Origin of the sequence: Haemophilus sp. HN_Hi16, assembly GCF_049823435.1 — a bacterium.
GTDB lineage: Bacteria > Pseudomonadota > Gammaproteobacteria > Enterobacterales > Pasteurellaceae > Haemophilus > Haemophilus influenzae_D.
On record NZ_CP187500.1, the window covers coordinates 1440803 to 1464356 of the forward strand.

Sequence of the window (23554 nt, forward strand, 5' to 3'; positions counted from 1 at the left end):
CCTTTTAATTCTAATCCGAGAAATTACTTAAATTGTTTTAAAAAACGTAAGTCGTTTTCAAAGAACGAACGTAAATCTGTGACGTTATAACGTAACATTGTTAAACGCTCAACGCCCATTCCCACGGCAAAACCAGAATATTCATTCGGATCAATACCAACGTTACGCAACACATTTGGGTGCACCATACCACAGCCCAACACTTCTAACCATTTACCGTTTTTACCCATCACATCCACTTCGGCTGAAGGTTCAGTAAACGGGAAATAAGATGGACGGAAACGCACTTGTAAATCTTCTTCAAAGAAAGCGCGTAAGAAATCGTGTAATAAGCCTTTCAATTCTGTGAAATTTGCTTTTTTATCCACATAAAGTAGTTCAATTTGGTGGAACATTGGCGTGTGGGTTTGATCGTAGTCATTACGATATACACGTCCCGGAGCCATAATGCGAATTGGTGGCTGCATTTTTTCCATAGTACGAATTTGCACGCCAGAAGTTTGGGTGCGAAGTAATAATTCTGGATTAAACCAGAAAGTATCGTGATCGGCACGTGCTGGGTGATGTTTAGGAATATTTAACGCATCGAAGTTGTAATAATCACTTTCAATTTCAGGGCCATTTTCAACTGAAAAGCCAAGTTCTGAGAAAAATTTTGTTACACGATTAATCGTCATAGTAACTGGGTGTAAGCCACCAGTTTCAACTTTGCGACCAGGTAAACTGACATCAACACGTTCTTTTTCTAATTTTGCGTTAAGTTCAGCCTGTTCCCACTCCGTTTTTTTTGCATTTAAAAATTCTAACGCAGCTTGTTTTGCTTCGTTAATTTTTGCGCCCATAGCCGGACGTTCTTCTGCTGACACATTACGCAATTCTTGCATTAATTGAGTAAAATGCCCTTTCTTACCAAAATATTCGACACGGATTTCATCCAAAGCCGTTAAACTTTTATCCTGAATGGATTCAATCGCTAATTTCGCTTTCTCAACAAGCTCGTTCAGATGTTGCATAGTTTCCCCTGCTTCTCTTTTCTCTATAAAATAAAAAAACCGAGTAATGATAATACCAAGTCCTTAAAAAGTAAAAGAATAATACGAAAAATCATTGGTTTATCAAAAATAAAAATGGAATAACCTTATCGCTATTCCATTTTGTCTTGTTACCAACAAAATCGTTCATTCACAAAATTTTCTGACCGCTCTTTTTGCCATTTTTCTTTATTTTTTGGATTGCCAAAAAAACGTGCTTGTTCCTGTAAACGTTGAACTAATTTTTCCTCAGCTTCTTTTAATGCTTTTCTACGATCTGCAAATTTTGAGGGCAATGCTGGTAAGAAAATCACTTCATAAGGATGAGTAATTGTCCATTTCACCGCATTTCCTGCAGCACGACTTTGTTTATCAAAATCACAAAACGCATAAGCATTAACAAACTGCCCTACTACGTGGCTGAATCCTGTATTATCCTGTACCGTTTGTTTTGGTAAATCCAATACATAAAGTGCGGTGATCAAACGGTTTTGTCCACGATAAAACCAAGTAACCGCTTCATCTCTTAAGCCAAAATCATAAGCCCGAGCGGCTAATGTGAACATTGTGATTGGGGAAATACGAGCAGGATTTTCTTCTACAAATTTTACCGCACTTTTATAACCTTTTAGCGTATTTTCACGTAACATAGGATCGATTTCTTTATGTACAAATACATTTTCTGCTTTTCCATTTTCAGCAGAATAATAAGGTTTGATATAAACATCCACAGATTTCACTGGAGTTTTACTGATAGAGCTACAAGCCGTAATAAAAAGTGCGGTTATAAAACATAGCATTTTAACAAAATTCAAACAAATCCACTGACTAAGTGAAGTTTTTATCAATAATTTCATATTTTCCTTATATAATGGCACGACAAATTTCAACATATCGTTATTATGAAAATCCACCTTATCCGCCATAACACCACATTAGAATTTAATAATGAAACAAGTTTACTCGATCATCTCGAGAAAAATAATATTCATCATGAATATCAATGCCGCAGTGGCTATTGTGGTTCTTGTCGTGTGAAGATTAAAAAAGGCAAGGTGTCTTATAAAGAAATGCCCCTTGCCTTTCTACAACCCGATGAAATTCTACTTTGTTGCTGTCAAGTAGAAAGCGATATTGAACTTGATTTATAAATTATTTAAATCTAATACATCGGTCATATCAAATAAGCCATTCGCCTTATTTTCTAACCATTTACCAGCACGCACTGCGCCATTAGCGAAAGTCATACGGCTTGATGCTTTATGGGAAATTTCTACACGCTCGCCAATATCAGCAAACCAAACCGTGTGTTCCCCCACCACATCCGAAGCACGAATAGTTGAAAAACCAATTTCATCACGTTTACGTTCGCCTGTAATTCCTTCACGGCAGAACACTCCGTGAGTTTTTAAATCACGACCTAAGGTTTTCGCGATATGTTCCCCCATAGAAAGTGCGGTGCCAGAAGGTGCGTCCACTTTGTGGCGATGATGTGCTTCGATCACTTCAATATCGCAATAATCCCCCATCACTTTTGCCGCTTTTTCTAAAAGCTTGAAGACTAAATTCACACCAACACTGAAATTTGATGCAAACACAATAGCAATTTTATCTGAAGCTGCTTTAATCGCTACTTTACCATTTTCATCAAAACCAGTTGTACCGATCACCATTTTTTTATTATTCGCTACACAAAATGCAATATGTTCAAGGGTGCCTTCTGGGCGAGTAAAATCTATTAATAAATCGAATTTATTTTTTTGGCATTCAAGATCGTCCGAAACTATTACACCAATTTGACCAATTCCTGCCAATTCTCCCGCATCTGTTCCGACTAAAGATGATCCTTTGCGTTCAAAAGCCGCTCCTAGTTCTACGCTTTCCGCAGAATGAACCGCTTGAATTAATTGACGCCCCATTCTTCCGCCAGCACCAGCGATTGCAATTTTTAATGTCATGTTACTTCCTTTTTTATTAATGAATTATTTCGTTGATGCCATTATAGACAAGCACACAACCAAAAAATAAAAATACAATACCCGCCATATTATCAATATAACGGCTGTATTGACTATATAAACGCTTGGCAATATTACGTGAAAAAATCAATGAAATCACATAAAAATAACAAAATGTTTCAACCACAATTACCATAAAAGCCAAGATAATTTGCCACATTTCAGTGATATTTACTAAGACAAGCGACATCACGCTACTAAAATACACCACGACTTTTGCATTGGATAAATTCACTAAAAGCCCTTTCACAATTTCTTTTTTGATCGTGGTTTGTTGATTGAATTCTGTTGTAGAGTGCGGTTCAAATTGAGCGTGTTTTTTACTGCGAGCCATTAAAAAACCGAGATATGCTAAGTAACTACCACCTAGAAACATAATCACGCCATGTAATGCTGGAATGGTAACGAACAACACCGCCAATCCCAACATAGAAAGCATTCCCCAAAAAGCGACGCCAAGCGTTATGCCTAAAATACCACAAACTGTATTACGACGAGAGTTACTTGCCGCCATTCGGCTTACATAGAAGAAATCAGGGCCTGGCGTCATTAAGCCAAATAAATGCACTATGATTAAATTTAGCATCACAACATCCAATACTGAATTGCAAATACGACAATCACGGCATAAATTGCCGCTAATACATCATCGACCATAATGCCAAAACCACTTTCGAGTTTTTCGTCAAAATAACGAATTGGGAACGGTTTTAAAATATCGAAAAAACGAAATAACGCAAAAGCAGCCAAAATCCATTGCCAAGATAATGACGGGATCGCCGTTAATACAATAAATACACCGACAAATTCATCCCAGACGATAGAACCATGATCATGCACACCCATATCTGCTGCGGTTTTTTGACAAAGGTAGCAACCGAGTAGAAAACAAAGTGCGGTAAAAATTAAAAAGGTTTTTAAGCCTAATAAGGAAAGTAAAATCACGCCTAAAATTGTTCCGGCTAAACTCCCCCACGTGCCTGGAGCAGGATGAATTAAGCCCGATCCAAAACCAACGGCAAGCAAATGAATAGGATTTAAAAGAGAGATTTTTTTAAGAGGATTATTTTCTGTCATTTTGATTCCTTAAAATGATCGAAACCACTTGAAAAAGTTATATTCACAGGTTTTCCATCACGTAAAAAACGAGGCGAAAAGTCGCCGCACTTTTCTGTGATCTTGCCAATGCAAGTACAAGACACATTCAGTTTTTTCAAGCGTAATTCTAATTCATCTTTAGATTCTGTCGGAATAGTAAAACAAAGTTCATAATCTTCTCCGCCAGTTAAGGCAAATTGTTCCGCTTGAACGCGATCATATTTATTCAAAATCGCTGATGAAAGAGGTAATGAAGAAAGTTCAACTTCGGCACTACATTGGCTTCGTTCAAGAATATGCCCTAAATCAGAGATTAACCCATCGGAAAGATCAATGGCTGCATGGGCAATATCAATTAACACCCGTCCAAGTTCAATTCTAGGTGTGGGTCTAAGATGTCGTTGTTGCAAAAAAACATCATCAGAATCAACCGCACTTTTGCCCGATAAAATTTGTGTTAAACCTGCTGCGCTATCGCCTAAAGTACCTGAAACATAAATTAAATCGCCGATTTGTGCTTTATGCCGACAAATCGCCTTCCCTTTTTCAACAAGACCTTGTGCTGTAATGGTAATAGATAAGTTACCTTTTGTAGTATCGCCACCAATTAATGTGACGTTGTATTGTTTTAATGTATGCAATAAACTTTGGCTAAATGTTGAAAGCCAATTTTCATCTACATTTGGCAAAGTTAATGCCAGAGAAACCCATTTTGGCAAAGCCCCCATTGCAGCAAGATCGCTTAAATTTGTTGCAACGGCTTTGTAAGCTAAATCTTCAGGAGAAATACTTGGTAAAAAATGCGTATTTTCCACCATTGTATCCGTCGTAATGGCAAGCTGATAATTCTCAGGAATAGAAACCAGCGCACAATCGTCGCCAATAGACAATTGTACAAAATCATCAACTAATATTTGTTGCTGAAAATATCCTTTAATTAAATCAAATTCACCCATTGCCATTTTTCACCTATCTTATTAAAGAAAAGGCACGCGTTAAAAACGCGTGCCATTTTCAGTTTAAAAGGATTATTTACGCCCTAATGCGGGTGCGATTTTATCAAGTACGCCATTGATATATTTATGGCTTTCATCTGCACCGAAGACTTTTGCCACTTCAATCGCTTCATTGATAACCACTTTATATGGCACATCTAACTCGAAGCGCAATTCATAAACGGCTAAACGCAAAATTGCCGTTTCAATAGGATCAAGCTCATCAAAAGCGCGGTCAGTATAAGGCGAAATTGAAAAATCAACGGTTTCAATATTTTCTACTGTTTGACGAAATAATTTACGGAAGTAAGGTTTATCTACCCCATCCATATCTTGATCTAACACAAAGGCTAATTCCACTTGTTCTACAGTATTGCCGGATATTGCCCAAGAATACAAGGCTTGAACAGTACATTCACGCGCACGACGACGAGCAGAAGGCTTTTTCACTTGTTTTTGTTCTGTCATGGTTTATGCCGCATCAATTTGTTGAATAAGATTAACCATTTCAAGTGCTGTTAAGGCTGCTTCTGCACCTTTATTACCTGCTTTAGTGCCAGCACGTTCAATTGCTTGCTCAATATTTTCTGTGGTTAATACGCCAAAAGCGACTGGGATTTCAGCATCCATTGCAACTTTTCCTAAACCGTTGCTTGCTTCCCCTGCTACATATTCAAAGTGTGCTGTACCACCACGGATAACTGTACCTAATGCCACAATCGCATCAAATTTTTTACTTTCGGCTAAACGACGAGCAACTAATGGCAATTCATAGGCACCAGGAGCACGCACGATAGTGATATTTTCATCTTTCACTTGGCCGATACGTTTTAATGCATCAATTGCACCTTCTAATAAACTTTCATTAATAAAACTGTTAAAACGAGCAATTGCTACTGCAACTTTTGCATTAGGTGCTGCGACTGAGCCTTCTAAAACTTTCATATTTTTTCCTATTATTAGCCATAATGATTTTGACCCGAGATTTTAGCATAAAATCGCATATATTCAATATTAATAAGGCTTTACCCTATTTTATTTAGGGCTCATTTTTAAGGCTATTTTATTGTTCATAGACCGCACCAATACTATATTTTTATGGAAAATTTCCTTTATTAAGGTAAACTATCGGTCATTTTAAATGAATTACATTTAGTTACAGAGGTTTAATATGTCTAAAGTGGCATCGATTGTTGATGTATTACGAGGAAAAGTGGCGATTGGCGAAACCGTCACTGTACGTGGTTGGGTGCGTACCCGCCGCGATTCTAAAGCAGGCTTATCTTTCTTAGCAGTTTATGACGGTTCTTGTTTTGATCCAATTCAAGCGATTATTAATAACGATATTGAAAATTACGAAAACGAAATTTTACGTTTAACAACAGGCTGTTCTGTGATTATAACAGGTAAAATCGTTGAATCTCCTGCAGAAGGACAAGCGGTTGAATTACAAGCAGAAAAAGTGGAAGTGACAGGGTTTGTTGAAGATCCAGATACTTACCCAATGGCAGCAAAACGCCACTCTATTGAATATTTACGCGAAGTAGCTCACTTACGCCCTCGTACCAATATTATTGGTGCAGTTGCGCGTGTTCGCCATTGCTTATCTCAAGCAATTCATCGTTTCTTCCACGAACAAGGTTTCTACTGGGTGGCAACTCCATTAATTACTGCATCAGATACTGAAGGTGCGGGTGAAATGTTCCGTGTTTCAACACTAGATTTAGAAAATCTTCCACGTGATGAAAATGGAAAAGTGGATTTCAGCCAAGATTTCTTCGGTAAAGAATCATTTTTAACGGTTTCAGGTCAGTTAAATGGCGAAACCTATGCTTGTGCATTAAGTAAAATTTATACTTTTGGCCCAACATTCCGTGCGGAAAACTCGAATACCACCCGTCACTTAGCTGAATTCTGGATGGTTGAACCCGAAGTAGCATTTGCAACGTTAGAGGATAACGCAAAACTTGCCGAAGATATGTTGAAATACGTATTCCGTGCAGTGTTAGCAGAGCGTAAAGACGACTTACAATTCTTTGAAAAACATGTAGATAAAGATGTTATTACGCGTCTAGAAAACTTTGTAAACTCAGATTTTGCACAAATTGACTATACTGATGCCATTGATGTGTTATTAAAATCTGGTAAAAAATTTGAATTCCCTGTTTCTTGGGGTATCGATCTTTCTTCTGAACACGAACGTTTCTTGGCGGAAGAATATTTCAAATCACCGGTTGTGGTGAAAAACTATCCAAAAGACATTAAAGCATTCTATATGCGTTTAAATAACGATGGAAAAACGGTGGCAGCAATGGACGTGTTAGCACCGGGAATTGGTGAAATCATCGGTGGTTCACAACGTGAAGAACGTTTAGAGGTGCTTGATAAACGTATGGAAGAAATGGGATTAAATCCAGATGATTATTGGTGGTATCGCGATCTTCGTAAATATGGTAGCGTTCCACATTCTGGTTTTGGTCTTGGTTTTGAACGCCTAATCGTCTATGTAACTGGCGTGCAAAACATTCGTGATGTAATTCCATTCCCACGTGCACCAAGAAATGCGAATTTCTAATTCAATTTAACGTTAATATTGACCGCACTTACGCCAAAGTGCGGTCAATTTTTTCAGAATTTTAAGGAAAGCAAAATGGATAAAATTAAACAACTCTTTGCCAACAATTATAGTTGGGCGAAAAGAATGAAAGAAGAAAATTCGACTTACTTCAAAGAGCTTGCGGATCATCAAACGCCACATTACCTTTGGATTGGTTGCTCTGATAGCCGTGTGCCTGCTGAAAAATTGACAAATCTTGAACCGGGCGAGCTTTTTGTTCACCGTAATGTTGCTAACCAAGTAATTCACACAGATTTTAATTGCCTTTCTGTTGTGCAATATGCCGTCGATGTACTTAAAATCGAACATATTATTATCTGTGGTCACACCAACTGCGGGGGAATTCACGCTGCTATGGCAGATAAAGATTTAGGGCTTATCAACAACTGGCTCCTTCATATTCGCGATATTTGGTTTAAACACGGACATCTTCTCGGTAAACTTTCCCCAGAAAAACGTGCCGATATGCTAACTAAAATTAACGTAGCGGAACAGGTTTACAATCTAGGTCGCACATCAATTGTCAAAAGTGCTTGGGAACGAGGACAAAAACTCTCATTGCACGGCTGGGTATATGACGTAAATGATGGATTTTTAGTGGATCAAGGTGTAATGGCAACCAGTAGAGAAACCCTTGAAATTTCCTATCGAAACGCTATCGCTCGTTTATCCATACTTGATGAAGAAAATATTTTGAAAAAAGATCATATTGAACCAACAGCAAATTGATACTTGCAATATTTCCACTAGAATTTCATTTATCTATTGTAGAATTTTATTGCTTGTAATGTCTTTTTATTTCAGCAGATTTTATAAGTTTAGGTCGAGAAAAACGATAGTGGATAAAATAAAAAAGAAGCTAATTTTCCCGAAAATTTGCAAACCATATCAGAAATAAAAAACATTTGAGCGTTTTTGCACAATTTTAGTTAATAAGATTTCCTATACTGATACCTCATGTACATCAGAAAAGGGAAAATTATGAAAAAAATGATCTCAAGCGTATTTTGTTCGCTTATTGCTGGTACATCTTATGGTTTTGGTTGCAATGGAGGAAATCTGTCACCAGCAATTTCTTGGGCGAATGCCCCGAAAGGGACGAAAAGTTTTGTAGTAACGATCTATGATAAAGATGCACCAACAGGCATTGGCTGGATGCATTGGGTCGTTGCAAATATTCCAGCAAATACGACTACTCTTCCTGAAGGTATTAAAGCTGATGGTACTAATTTACCACAAGATGCACTACAAACCCGCACTGATTTTGGCGTACCAGGCTTTGGCGGAGCTTGTCCACCCGAAGGACAAAAACATCGTTACGAAATTAAAGTCACAGCGGTAAGTGTAGAAACCCTGCCAAATGTGGCGGCAGATACACCAGCTTGGATAATTTTCTCTCCATTTATCCAACGCAAAATTTTTCTACCACGCCTAACCCAAATAACGGCAGGTTGCGTAAAATAGGATTTATCTAGTTTCAATTTATGTCTTTGTATAATGGTATTTTTTTCAGCAAGATTAGGACGAATGGGCATAAAAATTCCTTGTAAAAGTGCGGTCATTTTAAGTAATTTTTTATGAGTGTTCTAAATTATGCTAAACACTCTCCCAATTTTTAAATGAAGGAGCATTTAGAATAATCTGCTACCTATACAGATAAAATTATCGTTCAGTTATGTAATCAAATAATAGATGGAGAAGATTGCGAAGAATTTAACTGATTTATAGCTTTTGATATGATTATTTATAATAAAAAGAGCAGTTAAAAATTATGATATTTTTAACCGCCCTTTGTTTTGTTAAAGGTTAGATTGAACGCTTAACCTCAACCACTTCAAACACCTCGATTTGGTCGCCGACTTTTACATCGTTGTAGTTTTTCACGCCGATACCACATTCCATACCGTTACGAACTTCAGATACATCATCTTTGAAACGACGAAGAGATTCTAATTCCCCTTCAAAGATAACGACGTTGTCACGTAATACACGGATTGGGTTGTTACGTTTCACTACCCCCTCGGTTACCATACAGCCTGCGATTGCACCAAATTTCGGATGACGGAATACATCACGAACTTCAGCTAAGCCAATAATTTCTTGTTTAAATTCAGGCTCTAACATACCGCTCATTGCGGCTTTAATTTCATTCAACAATTCATAAATGATTGAGTAGTAATGTAAATCAATGTTTTCTGCCTCAATGACACGACGAGCTGTTGCATCCGCACGAACATTAAAGCCAACAATGATGGCATTAGATGCTGCCGCTAAAGTTGCATCAGTTTCAGTAATACCACCTACACCTGAACCAACAACTTTAACTTTTACTTCATTAGTAGAAAGTTCATTTAATGCTTGAACAATCGCTTCTACAGAGCCTTGTACGTCGGCTTTCACAATGACGTTCAATTCAGCCACATCGCCTTCAGACATATTGCTAAACATATTTTCAAGTTTCGCTTTTTGCTGACGAGCTAATTTAACTTCACGGAATTTACCTTGACGATATAACGCCACTTCACGTGCTTTTTTCTCATCACGTACAACGGTTGTTTCATCCCCCGCTGCAGGCACACCTGAAAGACCTAATAATTCAACTGGAATTGAAGGACCAGCTTCATCAACTTCTTTTCCGTTTTCATCACGCATTGCACGTACACGGCCGTATTCAAAACCACAAAGTACGATGTCGCCTTTACGTAGCGTACCTGATTGAACCAAGATAGTTGCCACGGGGCCACGACCTTTATCCAAATAAGATTCAATGACTACACCACTTGCCATGCCGTCTTTTACAGCAGTCAATTCAAGCACTTCTGATTGAAGTAGGATAGCATCTAATAAATCATCAACTCCTGTACCTTTCTTCGCAGATACTGGGACAAATTGCACATCGCCACCGAATTTTTCAGAAATGACATCATGTTGTAATAATTCTTGCTCAACACGGTCTGGATTTGCTTCTGGTTTATCGATTTTATTTACTGCAACCACTAAAGGCGCACCTGCTGCTTTTGCGTGTTGAATCGCTTCGATAGTTTGAGGCATCACACCATCATCGGCAGCAACAACAAGAACAACAATATCTGTTGCTTTTGCACCACGCGCACGCATAGAAGTAAAGGCAGCATGTCCTGGAGTATCCAAGAAAGTGATCATTTTGCCATCATCCATTTCTACGTGATACGCACCGATATGTTGAGTAATACCACCTGCTTCGCCTGCAGCCACTTTCGCTTTACGAATATAGTCGAGTAAAGAAGTTTTACCGTGATCAACGTGTCCCATAATAGTTACAACTGGCGCACGCGTTACTTTTTCCGCATTTACATCGCGATCACCTAATACCGCTTCTTCAAGCTCATTTTCATTGCGAAGAATTACTTTATGACCAAGTTCTTCCGCTACTAATTGAGCGGCTTCTTGATCGATAACTTGGTTGATGGTGACCATTTCACCCATTTTCATCATCACTTTAATAATTTCTGTCGCTTTCACCGACATTTTGTTCGCAAGTTCTGCAACGGTAATGGTTTCGCCAATCACAACATCTGCTTTTACTACTTGAACTGGTTTAGTAAAGGCTTGTTGAAGTGCGGTGCCTTTTTTTCCATTTTTACCTTTACCAAACTTAGCATCTTTTTGATTTTTACGATTAGATTCGCGCTCGTTTTTCGAGTTTTTGCTATTTTCATCGTCACGACCGCCTTTTTTTGCTTTTGCTACTTTATTTTTACCTCGACCACGATTTTCATTACGACGATCTTCTTCATCTTCTGCTTCAAGTGCATATCTTGAACTTAAATTGTAATCAGAATAGTCTTCTGAAGAAGATTCATTGTCTGAATCATCTGCTTCAGCATAACGTTTAGCTTCTTCTGCTGCACGACGAGCTTGTTCTTCTGCTTTTTGACGAGCCACTTCTTCAGCTTTACGGCGAAGTTCAGCTTCTTCTGCTTTACGTTTCTCTTTTTCAGGATCAACAAATTTAGCTTTAGAATCTACCGCACTTTTTGCTGGCTTAGCGGTTTCTGCTTTCGCTTTTTCAGCTTTTGATTTTTCATCAGCTTCTTTCTTAGTTGCCGCTTTTTCAGCTTCTAAACGAGCTTTTTCTTCTGCCGCTTTTTGTTCAGCAATTTTTTTCGCTTCCGCTTCTTGCTGTGCTTTTAATTTTGCTTCTTCTTGTTGAGCAATATCGGTTTTTACTGTGCGTTTTTTACGTACTTCTACTTGTACAGCTTTACTTTTTCCACTCGTTGTTGTACCACTCACTGTAGTTTTTGTTCTGCGTTGAATGCTTAATTTTTTTGGCACATCAGCCTTTACATCTTCAGTCATTACAGCTCTCCTTATTCTTCTTCGCCAAACCAACAAATATTACGTGCAGCCATAATTAAATCTGCGGCCTCTTCTGCGGTTAATTCTTCAATATCAGTTAAATCATCAACGCCTTGTTCTGCGAGTTCTTCAAGGGTGGTAATTTGTTTTTCTGCTAGTTTGATCGCAACGTGACGATTCATTCCCTCTAAATTCAATAAACGATCTTCAACATTCGCTTTTTTCAGAGCTTCTTCTTCAGCTACTGCTGCGGCTGTAATCGCATTTTTAGCACGGGTTTGAAGTTCTTCAACAAGATCTTCATCTTCTAAACCATCAATTGCTGTCAATTCATTCATTGGCACATAAGCAATTTCTTCTAAACTTGTGAAACCTTCTTCCACAAGGATTTGAGCAAATTCTTCATCAAGTTCTAAGGCATTCATAAATAAGTTTAACACTTTGTTATCTTCTGCTTGATGTTTTGTGTTTAACTCATCGGTCGTCATTACGTTTAGTGTCCAACCCGTTAATTGTGTTGCTAAACGCACGTTTTGACCATTACGACCAATTGCTTGCGCAAGGTTAGCTGCTTCAACGGCAATATCCATAGAATGATTATCTTCATCAACAATAATAGAAGACACATCCGCAGGTGCCATTGCATTGATCACAAATTGCGCTGGATTATCATCCCAAAGTACAATATCAACTCGTTCACCGCCAAGTTCATTGGTAATTGCCTGAACACGTGCACCACGCATTCCTACACAAGCACCAACAGGATCGATACGTTTATCATTTGATTTTACCGCGATTTTAGCACGAGAACCCGCATCACGAGCTGCACCACGAATTTCAATCATTTCTTCGCCAATTTCAGGCACTTCAATACGGAATAATTCGATCAACATTTCTGGTTTAGAACGTGTCACAAATAATTGTGCAGTTTTGCCTTCAGGATTCACTTTATAAAGTACCCCACGAACACGATCTCCCGGACGGAAGTTTTCACGTGGTAACATATCTTCACGTGCAATCATCGCTTCCGCTTTATTGCCAAGGTCTAAAATAATACTGTCTCGACTTACTTTTTTTACGGTGCCTGTTACAATTTTTCCTTCTTCTTCACGAAATTGTTCAACCACTTTTGCACGTTCAGCTTCACGAATTTTAGTGCTAATAACTTGACGTGCCGTTTGCATTGCAATACGGTCAAACGCAATAGATTCAATTTGATCTTCTACATACTCTCCAAGTTGCAAATTTGGATCATCAAATTGCGCCGCTTCCAAAGTAATTTCCTTCGTTGGTACTTTTACTTCATCTACGACTAACCAACGGCGAAAAGTATCAAATTCCCCTGTTTTTGGATTAATTGAAACGCGAATATCGGTTTCATATTCAAACTTCTTCTTAGTAGAAATCGCAATCGCACTCTCCAATGCTTCAAAAATTTTCTCACGTGGTAATAATTTTTCATTGGATACAGCTTCTGCCGCTAGTAAAATTTCTTTACTCATTTCTCTTTTTCTCCTTTTAAAATTTTGCAACAACATTCGCTTTTTGAATGTTTCCAAAGACTAAAATTTGTTCTTGATCATCAACGATTAAAGTAATCATATCCTTTTCAATACGCTCTAACTTACCTTGCCATTTACGGCGTTCCATCACTGGAATTCGCAAATGTACTGCGATATCTTGCCCAATATAACGTTCAAATTGTAGTAAGGTAAATAGCGGACGATCTAAACCTGGTGACGACACTTCTAGATTGTATTTATCCGCAATTGGATCTTCCACGTCTAAAATCGCACTCACTTGACGACTTATATCAGCACAATCATCAACCGTCACACCATCATCTTTATCTATAAATAAACGCACCGTCATAAAACGCCCCGCACGCTGACACTCAATTCCCCACAATTCACAGCCTAAATCTTCTACTGCATCTTGTAGCATTTCTTGTAAATTTTGTTCTAACGTAGCCAATTTCTACTCCTATATAAGGTGCAATTCATTGCACTATATCATAACCTTATGAAACCTTATCCTAAACAATACTTATCTCCTCTATTTTAGTAATAGTAAGAAGATAGTTTATTAAATCTCAGGCATAAAAAAAGGGTTAGGTTCATAAGAACCTAAGCCCAGTTACTAAATTTCTTATAGAAAAAAACCCCAAAACTGGGGTTCTTTTACTGAACTTATTATTGGTTGCGGGGGCTGGATTTGAACCAACGACCTTCGGGTTATGAGCCCGACGAGCTACCAAGCTGCTCCACCCCGCGTCCGAAACATGTGCGACATTATAGTGATAAAAATTTAATATGCAAGGAATTTTGTAAAATCATTGGGATAACAATTTAATAAAATTAACAATATATCTCCTAAAAGTAATCTTTTTTATATAAAAGAAAATACTGGTTAGAAAAATTTATATCATTAACACAAATTAAAATAGTCAATATAAATTCTAATTATTCAATAATTTAATTTTCTCAATCATGTTTGTTGTTGAACAACCATTTTCAAAGTTTAGCACTTTAACATCGCCACCGTTTGCCCAAACTTCTTTTGAGCCAGCAATCTCTTCGGGTTTGTAATCTCCGCCTTTGACTAAAAGATCTGGTAGAATGTCACCGATTAAACGCTGTGGTGTGTCTTCGATGAATGGCACCAACCAGTCCACAGATGCCAAACCAGCCAATACCGCCATACGAGTTTCAAGATTGTTAATTGGGCGATTTTCGCCTTTTAAGCGTTTAACAGAATCGTCGCTATTTACTGCGACAATTAAACGATCGCCTAATTTACGTGCATTTTCTAAATAAGAAACATGGCCTGGATGCAAAATATCGAAACAGCCATTAGTCATCACAATTTTTTCGCCTCGCGCTTTAGCTTGTGCGACTGCATCTTTTAATTCTGCTTCGCTCATAATGCCAAATCCAGTGTCAGGGCGAGCATGAATCGCATTTTCAAGTTCCACGGTCGAAACCGTTGAAGTACCCAATTTACCCACCACAATTCCTGCGGCAACATTGGCTAAATAACAAGATTCTTCGAAAGAACGTCCATCTGCTAATGCGGTTGCTAATACACTAATGACAGTATCACCGGCTCCCGTCACATCAAAGACTTCTTTTGCGACAGTTGGCAAATGATAAGGCTCTTGATTTGGGCGTAATAATGTCATTCCTTTTTCAGAACGCGTCACCAAAAGTGCGGTTAATTCAATATCAGAAATTAATTTTAAACCTTTTTCAATAATCTCTTCTTCTGTATTGCATTTGCCCACAACGGCTTCAAACTCAGACATATTTGGTGTCAATAATGTTGCACCACGATAACGTTCAAAATCAGTTCCCTTTGGATCGATTAACACGGGAACATCCGCTTTGCGTGCAATTTGAATCATTTTCTGAACATCTTTAAGCGTGCCTTTACCGTAATCAGAAAGAATCAAAGCACCGTAATTTTTTACCGCACTTTCTAACTTCGCTAATAAATCCTTGCAATCTACATTATTGAAATCTTCTTCAAAATCAAGGCGGAGCAACTGTTGATGACGAGATAAAATACGTAATTTAGTAATGGTTGGATGGGTCTCTAATGCAACAAAATTACAATCGATTTTTTGTTTTTCTAATAAATGGGAAAGCGCAGAACCAGTTTCATCTTGTCCAATCAATCCCATTAACTGAACGGGTACATTGAGTGAAGCAATATTCATTGCCACATTTGCTGCACCACCCGCGCGCTCTTCATTTTCCTGTACTCGAACCACTGGCACAGGTGCTTCTGGTGAAATACGGTTGGTTGCGCCGAACCAATAACGATCAAGCATCACATCGCCTAATACAAGTACTTTTGCTTGCTTAAATTCTGCTGAATATTGAGCCATTTTAAAATCTCTCTATTTGAATAACCAAAATTGCGGCGATTTTACCACAACTCAAATTTACGATAAACTACGCCCCTAACTTACGTGGAAAGAACAATGAAAAACGAAAAACTCCCTCAATTTCAACCGCACTTTTTAGCCCCAAAATACTGGCTGTTTTGGCTAGGCGTGGTAATTTGGCGAAGTATTTTATGTCTTCCCTACCCTATTTTGCGCCATATTGGTAATGGTCTCGGTTGGCTGTTTTCACATTTAAAAGTGGGTAAACGTCGAGCTGCTATTGCACGCCGCAATCTTGAACTTTGTTTCCCTAACATGCCAGAGAATAAACGTGAAGCTATTTTGCAAAAAAATCTTCGTTCAGTAGGCATGGCAATTATCGAAACAGGCATGGCTTGGTTTTGGTCGGATTCACGTATCAAAAAATGGTCAAAAGTTGAAGGCTTACATTATCTAAAAGAAAATCAAAAAGATGGAATTATTCTCGTCGGTGTTCATTTCTTAACACTAGAACTTGGTGCGCGTATCATTGGTTTACATCATCCTGGTATTGGAGTTTACCGCCCAAATGACGATCCAGCATTTGATTGGCTACAAATTCAAGGACGTTTAAAATCAAATAAAAATTTACTAAATCGTAAAGATTTACGCGGAATGATCAAAGCCCTCCGTCACGAAGAAACCATTTGGTATGCACCAGATCACGATTACGGCAGAAAAAATGCTGTTTTTGTACCATTTTTTGCAGTGCCCGATGCTTGCACAACCACTGGTAGTTATTATTTATTGAAATCCTCACAAAACAGCAAAGTGATTCCATTTGCGCCATTACGCAATAAAGATGGTTCAGGCTATACCGTGAGTATTTCAGCACCTGTTGATTTTATGGATTTACAGGATGAAACGGCGATTGCTACGCGAATGAATCAAATCGTTGAAAAGGAAATCATGAAGGGCATATCACAATATATGTGGCTACATCGTCGTTTTAAAACACGCCCCGATGAAAATACGCCTAGTTTATACGATTAAAAGTGCGGTCGAATATCACCGCACTTTTTGATAGAATTTTCTCAAATTTAAAAATTAACGACTCATCTAACCATGACAACCAATTATTCAGCTCAAGAAATTACCGTTCTTAAAGATCTCGAACCAGTGCAAATTCGCCCTGGTATGTATACAGACACAACTCGTCCTAATCATTTAGCACAAGAAGTTATTGATAACAGCGTAGATGAAGCCCTTGCGGGTTTTGCCACAAAAATTGAAGTAATTTTACACCCTGATCAATCCATTGAAGTCACAGACAATGGTCGCGGTATGCCTGTGGATATTCATCCTACGGAAGGCGTTTCCGGCGTAGAGGTGATCCTGACTAAACTGCATGCGGGTGGTAAATTCTCCAATAAAAATTATGAATTTGCCGGTGGTTTACACGGTGTTGGGATTTCTGTGGTCAATGCGCTTTCTGAACGCGTAGATATTCAAGTCAAACGCAATGGGGAAGTGTATAAAATTGCCTTTGAAAACGGCAGTAAAGTAGAAGAATTGGAAGTTATCGGGACTTGTGGCAGACGCACAACGGGAACAAGCGTTCACTTCAAACCAAATCCAAAATATTTTGACAACGCAAAATTTTCCGTTAGTCGCCTACGTCATTTATTAAGAGCGAAAGCAGTCCTTTGCTCAGGACTTGAAATCAAATTTCTTGATAAAGTAAACAATACTCAAGATATTTGGTTATATGAAGACGGGCTTTCCGATTACCTTATCGAAGCAGTAAATGGCTTTGAAACGCTGCCCGAAAAACCATTTGTTGGCGAATTTAAAGGAACAAATGAAGCCGTTAGCTGGGCATTACTTTGGTTGCCAGAAGGTGGCGAACTGATTGGCGAAAGCTACGTAAACTTAATTCCGACTATTCAAGGTGGAACACATGTTAATGGTCTAAGACAAGGCTTGTTAGATGCCATTCGTGAATTTTGCGAATTTAGAAATTTATTACCACGCGGGGTAAAACTTACCGCTGATGATATTTGGGAGCGTTGTTCTTACATTCTTTCCCTTAAAATGCAAGATGCGCAATTCGCAGGGCAAACTAAAGAACGCTTATCATCACGCCAAAGTGCGGTGTTTGTCAGCGGTGTTTTAAAAGATGCGTTCAGTTTATGGCTAAACCAAAATGTACAAGATGCTGAAAAATTAGCAGAAATTGTCATTAGTTCTGCACAACGCCGATTACGTGCGGCCAAAAAAGTCGTACGTAAAAAACTTGTTAGCGGCCCAGCATTACCAGGAAAATTAGCAGATTGCGGCTCACAGGATTTAGAAAAAACAGAATTATTTTTAGTGGAGGGCGACTCTGCGGGCGGTTCAGCAAAACAAGCACGTGATCGCGAATATCAAGCGATTTTGCCGTTACGTGGGAAAATCTTAAACACATGGGAAGTTTCGCCTGATCAAGTATTAGGTTCAACAGAAATTCACGATATCGCTGTGGCTCTAGGGATCGATCCTGATAACAATGATTTATCACAACTTCGCTATGGTAAAGTGTGCATTCTCGCCGATGCTGACTCCGATGGACTTCACATTGCCACCCTACTCTGCGCCCTGTTCTTACGCCATTTTCCGAAATTGGTACAAGACGGCCACGTTTACGTCGCAATGCCACCACTTTATCGTATTGACTTAAATAAAGAAGTCTTCTACGCATTAGATGAAAACGAAAAAGAGGCAATTTTAGATCGGTTGAAAAATAAAAAAGGCAAACCAAATGTTCAACGTTTTAAAGGTTTAGGTGAAATGAATCCATCACAATTACGTGAAACAACAATGGATCCTAACACTCGTCGCCTTGTTCAATTAACTTATGATTTAGGGGAAGATCAAGGCTCAGATACATTAGAACTGATGGATATGTTATTAGCGAAAAAACGTTCCGAAGACCGTAAAAATTGGTTGCAAGCGAAAGGCGATCAGGTTGATTTATCTGTTTAGACTAAATTAATCTCAGCAAATCCGAATTTTAATAAATTAAAAATATATCAATTAACAGAAACAAAAATGACAAATATCAACTATGAAGGCATTGAGCAAATGCCTCTACGTACTTTCACTGAAAAGGCTTATCTCAACTATTCTATGTATGTCATCATGGATCGTGCGCTGCCTTTTATCGGCGATGGTTTAAAACCCGTTCAACGCCGTATTGTATATGCGATGTCTGAACTTGGCTTAAATGCCACAGCAAAATACAAAAAATCTGCCCGAACCGTCGGTGATGTACTCGGTAAATTCCATCCACATGGCGACAGTGCTTGTTATGAAGCCATGGTATTAATGGCACAACCATTCTCTTATCGTTATCCGCTGGTAGATGGTCAAGGTAACTGGGGCGCGCCAGATGATCCAAAATCTTTCGCTGCAATGCGTTATACGGAATCACGCCTCTCTAAAATCGCTGAAATCTTGCTGAGTGAACTAGGACAAGGAACGGTAGATTATCAGCCAAACTTTGATGGAACCTTGGCTGAACCACAATATTTACCTGCTCGTTTACCTCATATTTTATTGAACGGTACAACAGGTATTGCAGTGGGTATGGCGACAGATATTCCACCACACAATATTAACGAAATCGCTGATGCGGCAGTGATGTTGTTAGATAATCCTAAAGCGGGATTAGATGATGTACTTGAAATTGTTCAAGGCCCAGATTTTCCAACAGAAGCGGAAATTATTTCGCCAAAAGCAGAAATTCGTAAAATTTACGAGCAAGGTCGTGGCTCAATAAAAATGCGTGCGACTTGGAAAAAAGAAGATGGCGAAATCATTATTTCTGCGCTTCCACATCAAGCTTCTCCCTCAAAAGTTATTGCACAAATAGCCGATCAAATGACGGCAAAAAAACTACCAATGCTAGAAGATATTCGAGATGAAGCCGATCACGAAAATCCAATTCGTATTGTGCTAGTTCCTCGCTCAAATCGCGTCGATACTGATGCCTTAATGGCACATTTATTTGCGACTACAGATCTTGAAAAAAGCTATCGTGTAAATATGAATATGATTGGGCTTGATCATAAACCAGCGGTAAAAGGCTTATTAGAAATCTTAAATGAATGGCTCACTTTCCGTCGCACAACAGTTACTCGTCGCCTACAATACCGTTTGGATAAAGTACTCTCTCGCTTACATATTTTAGAAGGTTTGATGATAGCCTTTTTAAATATTGATGAGGTTATCGAAATTATACGCCACGAAGACGATCCAAAAGCAGAGCTTATGGTACGCTTTAATTTAAGCGATGAACAAGCTGATGCCATTTTAAATTTACGCTTACGTCATTTAGCGAAATTAGAAGAAAACCAGCTGAAAGCTGAACAAGATGAACTTGAAAAAGAGCGGTTAAATTTAGAAGCAATTTTAGGATCAGAACGCCGTTTGAATACGCTTATCAAAAAAGAAATTCAAGAAGATGCGAAAAAATATGCGAGTCCACGTATGTCTCAACTGGTTGAACGTGAAGAAGCCAAAATGATCTCTGAAAGTGAGATGACGCCAGCAGAACCAGTTACTGTCATCTTATCAGAAATGGGCTGGGTACGTTGCGCCAAAGGACACGATATCGATCCTAAATCATTAAGCTACAAAGCTGGCGATAGCTATCTAGCTCACGCTTGTGGCAAAAGTAATCAAGCCGTTGTATTCATTGATAGTACGGGGCGGAGTTATGCACTCGATCCGCTTTCCTTACCTTCCGCCCGCTCCCAAGGCGAACCACTTACAGGTAAACTCAATTTACCCACTGGTGCGACCATTGAATATGTTGTAATGGCAGGCGAACAACAAGAATTATTGATGGCTTCTGATGCGGGATATGGTTTTATTTGTAAATTTGAAGATTTAATTGCACGTAACAAGGCTGGAAAAGCCTTGATTTCTTTACCAGAAAATGCCAAAGTGTTGAAGCCTAAAAAACTGATAAATTCTACCGCATTTGTTGTCGCGATCACATCAGCAGGCAGAATGTTGATTTTTCCAGCACAAGATTTACCGGTATTATCAAAAGGTAAAGGCAATAAAATTATCACTATTCCCGCAGCGAATGCAAAAGATCGTAGCGAGTTATTGACAAAATTATTGCTTATTTCAGATCAAGCAAGTCTTGAATTTTATTCTGGAAAACGAAAAATTGTATTAAAACCAGAAGATCTGCAAAAGTTCCGCGCAGAACGAGGCAGAAAAGGTTCGACATTACCACGTGGATTACATACCAATCTTGAAATTATGGTAGTCGAGCCGTAACACAACACATCACTTAAACATAACTTAGGGAGATCCAATTTATGAGCTATACTTTTAGCACGTATGAAACCCTTGCATTAGCAAGCTTAGTTTTGCTATTGGGCTATTTTTTGGTTAAACGCATTAATGTATTAAAAACATTTAACATTCCAGAGCCAGTTGTTGGCGGCTTTATTGTTGCCATTGGTCTTTTAATTTGGCACAAAATTGATGGAACATCCTTTAACTTCGATAAAAATCTACAAACCACAATGATGTTAGTGTTTTTTACTTCTATCGGTTTAAGTGCCAACTTTTCCCGTCTAATTAAAGGCGGAAAGCCACTCGTTGTATTTCTATTCATTGCTGCATTATTAATTTTAGGACAAAACGTTATTGGCATTGCAAGTTCAATGGCATTAGGAATCCATCCCGCTTATGGTTTACTTGCAGGTTCAGTAACCTTAACAGGTGGTCACGGCACTGGAGCTGCTTGGGCGGATACATTTGCACATCAATTTAATCTACAAGGTGCAACTGAAATTGCCATTGCCTGTGCAACTTTCGGTTTAGTATTCGGTGGTATCATCGGTGGTCCTGTCGCTCGTTTCTTATTAAATCGCCAAAAACAAGGCGAAAATCCTGAAAATGATGAAGTTGATGACATTCAAGAAGCATTTGAACACCCAACTTATAAACGTAAAATTACTGCACGTTCATTAATTGAAACAATTGCAATGATTTCAGTATGTTTATTAATTGGTCAATATTTAGATGTACAAACAAAAGGTACTGCACTCCAATTACCAACTTTCGTATGGTGTTTATTCACTGGTGTTATTGTCCGCAATATTTTAACCAACATTTTCCGTTTCCAAGTAGCAGAATCCGCTATTGACGTATTAGGTAGCGTAGGCTTATCCATCTTTTTAGCAATTGCTTTAATGTCATTAAGACTTTGGGAACTTGCAGGTTTAGCAATTGACGTATTAATTGTTCTGGCTATTCAAGTCGCATTTATGGCTGCCTTTGCAATCTTCATTACTTATCGAGCAATGGGTAAAGATTACGATGCCGTCGTATTAAGTGCTGGACACTGTGGTTTTGGTTTAGGCGCAACCCCAACAGCAATCGCTAATATGCAAGCTGTTACCAGCCGTTTTGGACCATCACACAAAGCATTTTTAATCGTTCCAATGGTCGGTGCATTCTTTATCGACTTAATCAACGCAGCATTATTGAAAGTCTCATTTGCCGTTGTAAATATGCTCGCGTAAAGTGCGGTTGAAATTGACAATATTTTAAAAAATGCCTTTATCTTAAATTGATAAAGGCATTTATTTCAATATAATCAATTATTTCAGCTGCAATATCAACCCCACTTGTTTTTTCAATCATTTCTAAGCCTGGGCTTGCATTTACTTCTAAAACCAATAATCCATTTTTTGAACGAATTAAATCCACACCAGCCACATCTAAACCGATGGCTTTTGTTGCTCTAATGGCTATCTGTTTCTCGTCATCGCTTAGTATAATTTTTTCAGTTTTTCCACCACGATGACAATTCGCTCGAAACTCGCCATCTTGTCCGATTCGTTGCATCGTTGCTACAACTTGATCACCAATCACAAAACAACGAATATCCGCATTGCCCGCTTCTTCGATAAAATCTTGCTGCAACATAGATATATTAGTTTGCTTAAAAGCTTCCATAATGCTCACCGCACTTTGTGGCTTTTCAGCTAAAATTACCCCAATTCCTTGTGAACCATTTAGCATTTTTAAAATTGTCGGCGAACTGATATGAGGTATCGTCGCCTGAGCTTGCACTTCACAGCCACTTAAAAGTGAATTGGGAACAGGAACACCAGTCTTCAGCAAAAGTTGCAAACTTTTCCACTTATCACGTGCATTTAAAAATGCCTGAGATGAATTTAAACAAAAAATCCCTTTGCCTTCAAAATTCTGCAAGACTGAACATCCCATTTGCGTACTTGTTGTGCCAAATCGAGGCAAAACAGCATCATAATCAGGCAATAAATAAGGTTTAGACCCTGAATTTTCTTGATAAAAAATCTGAAAGTGCGGTGGATTTTGTGAGAGTTTTAAGAGGCAACGATTCGGATCTAAAATATCCATCTCATGCCCTTGACGTTTAGCTGCTTCTTTTAAGCGTTGGCAACTATAAAGACGAGGTTCGCGGCAAAGCATTAATAATTTCATAACATTTAATTTATTATCTACAATGTTCCGTATATTACACGAATAAAAAC

At 38.5% G+C, this 23554-nt stretch carries 21 protein-coding genes and 1 tRNA gene; 8 read left to right on the forward strand and 14 right to left on the reverse strand.

The genetic code is table 11. From position 1 onward, the window contains the following. Window positions 1-23: 23 nt before the first annotated feature. Window positions 24-1013, reverse strand: coding sequence for a phenylalanine--tRNA ligase subunit alpha (gene pheS, locus ACPT9C_RS07160; protein ID WP_021035163.1), 990 nt, complete (start codon window positions 1011-1013; stop codon window positions 24-26). 149 nt (window positions 1014-1162) lie between these two features. Beyond that, on the reverse strand, window positions 1163-1888 hold the full coding sequence (locus tag ACPT9C_RS07165; RefSeq protein ID WP_050949227.1) for a hypothetical protein: 726 nt from the start codon (window positions 1886-1888) through the stop codon (window positions 1163-1165). A 45-nt stretch (window positions 1889-1933) separates the two neighbouring features. Here ACPT9C_RS07165 and yfaE point away from each other — a divergent pair, with 45 nt between their 5' ends. Beyond that, window positions 1934-2182: a class I ribonucleotide reductase maintenance protein YfaE gene (gene yfaE / locus ACPT9C_RS07170; RefSeq protein WP_050949228.1), complete on the forward strand. Its 249-nt coding sequence runs from the start codon at window positions 1934-1936 to the stop codon at window positions 2180-2182. On the opposite strand, the gene dapB is transcribed toward yfaE, so the two are convergent. From dapB to ribH, 6 genes are all read right to left on the reverse strand, one after another. Next, the gene (dapB, locus tag ACPT9C_RS07175) at window positions 2177-2989 is read right to left on the reverse strand and encodes a 4-hydroxy-tetrahydrodipicolinate reductase (protein ID WP_050949229.1); all 813 of its coding nucleotides are present in this window, start codon (window positions 2987-2989) and stop codon (window positions 2177-2179) included. The two genes, yfaE and dapB, sit on opposite strands and share 6 nt — an antisense overlap. A 16-nt stretch (window positions 2990-3005) precedes the next feature. Beyond that, a complete protein-coding gene (locus ACPT9C_RS07180) occupies window positions 3006-3635 on the reverse strand; it encodes a LysE family transporter (protein ID WP_050949230.1) in 630 nt (209 codons plus the stop codon). Then, entirely contained in the window at window positions 3635-4126 is a 492-nt protein-coding gene (locus ACPT9C_RS07185; protein WP_050949231.1) for a phosphatidylglycerophosphatase A family protein, read from the reverse strand. Before ACPT9C_RS07185 ends, ACPT9C_RS07180 begins: the two co-directional genes overlap by 1 nt. Continuing rightward, window positions 4123-5109 (reverse strand): thiamine-phosphate kinase, encoded by a 987-nt coding sequence (thiL, locus tag ACPT9C_RS07190; RefSeq protein ID WP_050949232.1) that lies wholly within the window; start codon window positions 5107-5109, stop codon window positions 4123-4125. The genes ACPT9C_RS07185 and thiL overlap by 4 nt, the downstream gene beginning before the upstream one ends. 66 nt (window positions 5110-5175) lie before the next feature. Continuing rightward, a complete protein-coding gene (gene nusB, locus ACPT9C_RS07195; protein WP_050949233.1) occupies window positions 5176-5610 on the reverse strand; it encodes a transcription antitermination factor NusB in 435 nt (144 codons plus the stop codon). Between the two features lie 3 nt (window positions 5611-5613). Continuing rightward, on the reverse strand, window positions 5614-6087 hold the full coding sequence (gene ribH / locus ACPT9C_RS07200; RefSeq protein WP_050949234.1) for a 6,7-dimethyl-8-ribityllumazine synthase: 474 nt from the start codon (window positions 6085-6087) through the stop codon (window positions 5614-5616). 226 nt (window positions 6088-6313) lie between these two features. On the opposite strand from ribH, the gene asnS reads away from it, so the two are divergent. The 3 genes from asnS to ACPT9C_RS07215 all read left to right on the forward strand — a co-directional run bounded on the left by asnS (window position 6314) and on the right by ACPT9C_RS07215 (window position 9223). Continuing rightward, entirely contained in the window at window positions 6314-7717 is a 1404-nt protein-coding gene (asnS, locus tag ACPT9C_RS07205; RefSeq protein ID WP_050949235.1) for an asparagine--tRNA ligase, read from the forward strand. Between the two features lie 75 nt (window positions 7718-7792). Then, window positions 7793-8488 carry a carbonate dehydratase gene (gene can, locus ACPT9C_RS07210; protein WP_050949236.1) on the forward strand — a complete coding sequence of 232 codons (696 nt, stop codon included), beginning with the start codon at window positions 7793-7795 and terminating at the stop codon, window positions 8486-8488. A gap of 252 nt (window positions 8489-8740) precedes the next feature. Then, window positions 8741-9223 (forward strand): YbhB/YbcL family Raf kinase inhibitor-like protein, encoded by a 483-nt coding sequence (locus ACPT9C_RS07215; RefSeq protein WP_230304878.1) that lies wholly within the window; start codon window positions 8741-8743, stop codon window positions 9221-9223. Window positions 9224-9565: 342 nt separating this feature from the next. On the opposite strand, the gene infB is transcribed toward ACPT9C_RS07215, so the two are convergent. The 5 genes from infB to hldE form a co-directional block, all read right to left on the reverse strand. Further along, window positions 9566-12100 carry a translation initiation factor IF-2 gene (gene infB, locus ACPT9C_RS07220; RefSeq protein WP_050949237.1) on the reverse strand — a complete coding sequence of 845 codons (2535 nt, stop codon included), beginning with the start codon at window positions 12098-12100 and terminating at the stop codon, window positions 9566-9568. Window positions 12101-12111: 11 nt separating this feature from the next. Then, a complete protein-coding gene (gene nusA, locus ACPT9C_RS07225; RefSeq protein ID WP_021035153.1) occupies window positions 12112-13602 on the reverse strand; it encodes a transcription termination factor NusA in 1491 nt (496 codons plus the stop codon). Window positions 13603-13618: 16 nt separating this feature from the next. Continuing rightward, on the reverse strand, window positions 13619-14074 hold the full coding sequence (gene rimP, locus ACPT9C_RS07230; RefSeq protein WP_050949238.1) for a ribosome maturation factor RimP: 456 nt from the start codon (window positions 14072-14074) through the stop codon (window positions 13619-13621). 222 nt (window positions 14075-14296) lie between these two features. After that, window positions 14297-14373, reverse strand: a tRNA-Met gene (locus tag ACPT9C_RS07235). Between the two features lie 185 nt (window positions 14374-14558). Further along, window positions 14559-15989, reverse strand: coding sequence for a bifunctional D-glycero-beta-D-manno-heptose-7-phosphate kinase/D-glycero-beta-D-manno-heptose 1-phosphate adenylyltransferase HldE (gene hldE, locus ACPT9C_RS07240; RefSeq protein ID WP_061671200.1), 1431 nt, complete (start codon window positions 15987-15989; stop codon window positions 14559-14561). Between the two features lie 96 nt (window positions 15990-16085). Here hldE and ACPT9C_RS07245 point away from each other — a divergent pair, with 96 nt between their 5' ends. From ACPT9C_RS07245 to gltS, 4 genes are all read left to right on the forward strand, one after another. Then, complete coding sequence (locus ACPT9C_RS07245; RefSeq protein ID WP_050949240.1) at window positions 16086-17021, forward strand: Kdo(2)-lipid IV(A) acyltransferase; 936 nt, start codon at window positions 16086-16088, stop codon at window positions 17019-17021. Between the two features lie 72 nt (window positions 17022-17093). After that, entirely contained in the window at window positions 17094-18992 is a 1899-nt protein-coding gene (gene parE / locus ACPT9C_RS07250; protein ID WP_050949241.1) for a DNA topoisomerase IV subunit B, read from the forward strand. A 66-nt stretch (window positions 18993-19058) separates the two neighbouring features. Beyond that, window positions 19059-21302: a DNA topoisomerase IV subunit A gene (gene parC, locus ACPT9C_RS07255; protein ID WP_050949242.1), complete on the forward strand. Its 2244-nt coding sequence runs from the start codon at window positions 19059-19061 to the stop codon at window positions 21300-21302. Window positions 21303-21343: 41 nt separating this feature from the next. After that, on the forward strand, window positions 21344-22558 hold the full coding sequence (gene gltS, locus ACPT9C_RS07260; RefSeq protein WP_015702357.1) for a sodium/glutamate symporter: 1215 nt from the start codon (window positions 21344-21346) through the stop codon (window positions 22556-22558). 37 nt (window positions 22559-22595) lie between these two features. Here gltS and ACPT9C_RS07265 read toward each other — a convergent pair whose 3' ends face one another. After that, a complete protein-coding gene (locus ACPT9C_RS07265) occupies window positions 22596-23504 on the reverse strand; it encodes a RimK family alpha-L-glutamate ligase (RefSeq protein ID WP_050949243.1) in 909 nt (302 codons plus the stop codon). Window positions 23505-23554 lie beyond the last annotated feature (50 nt).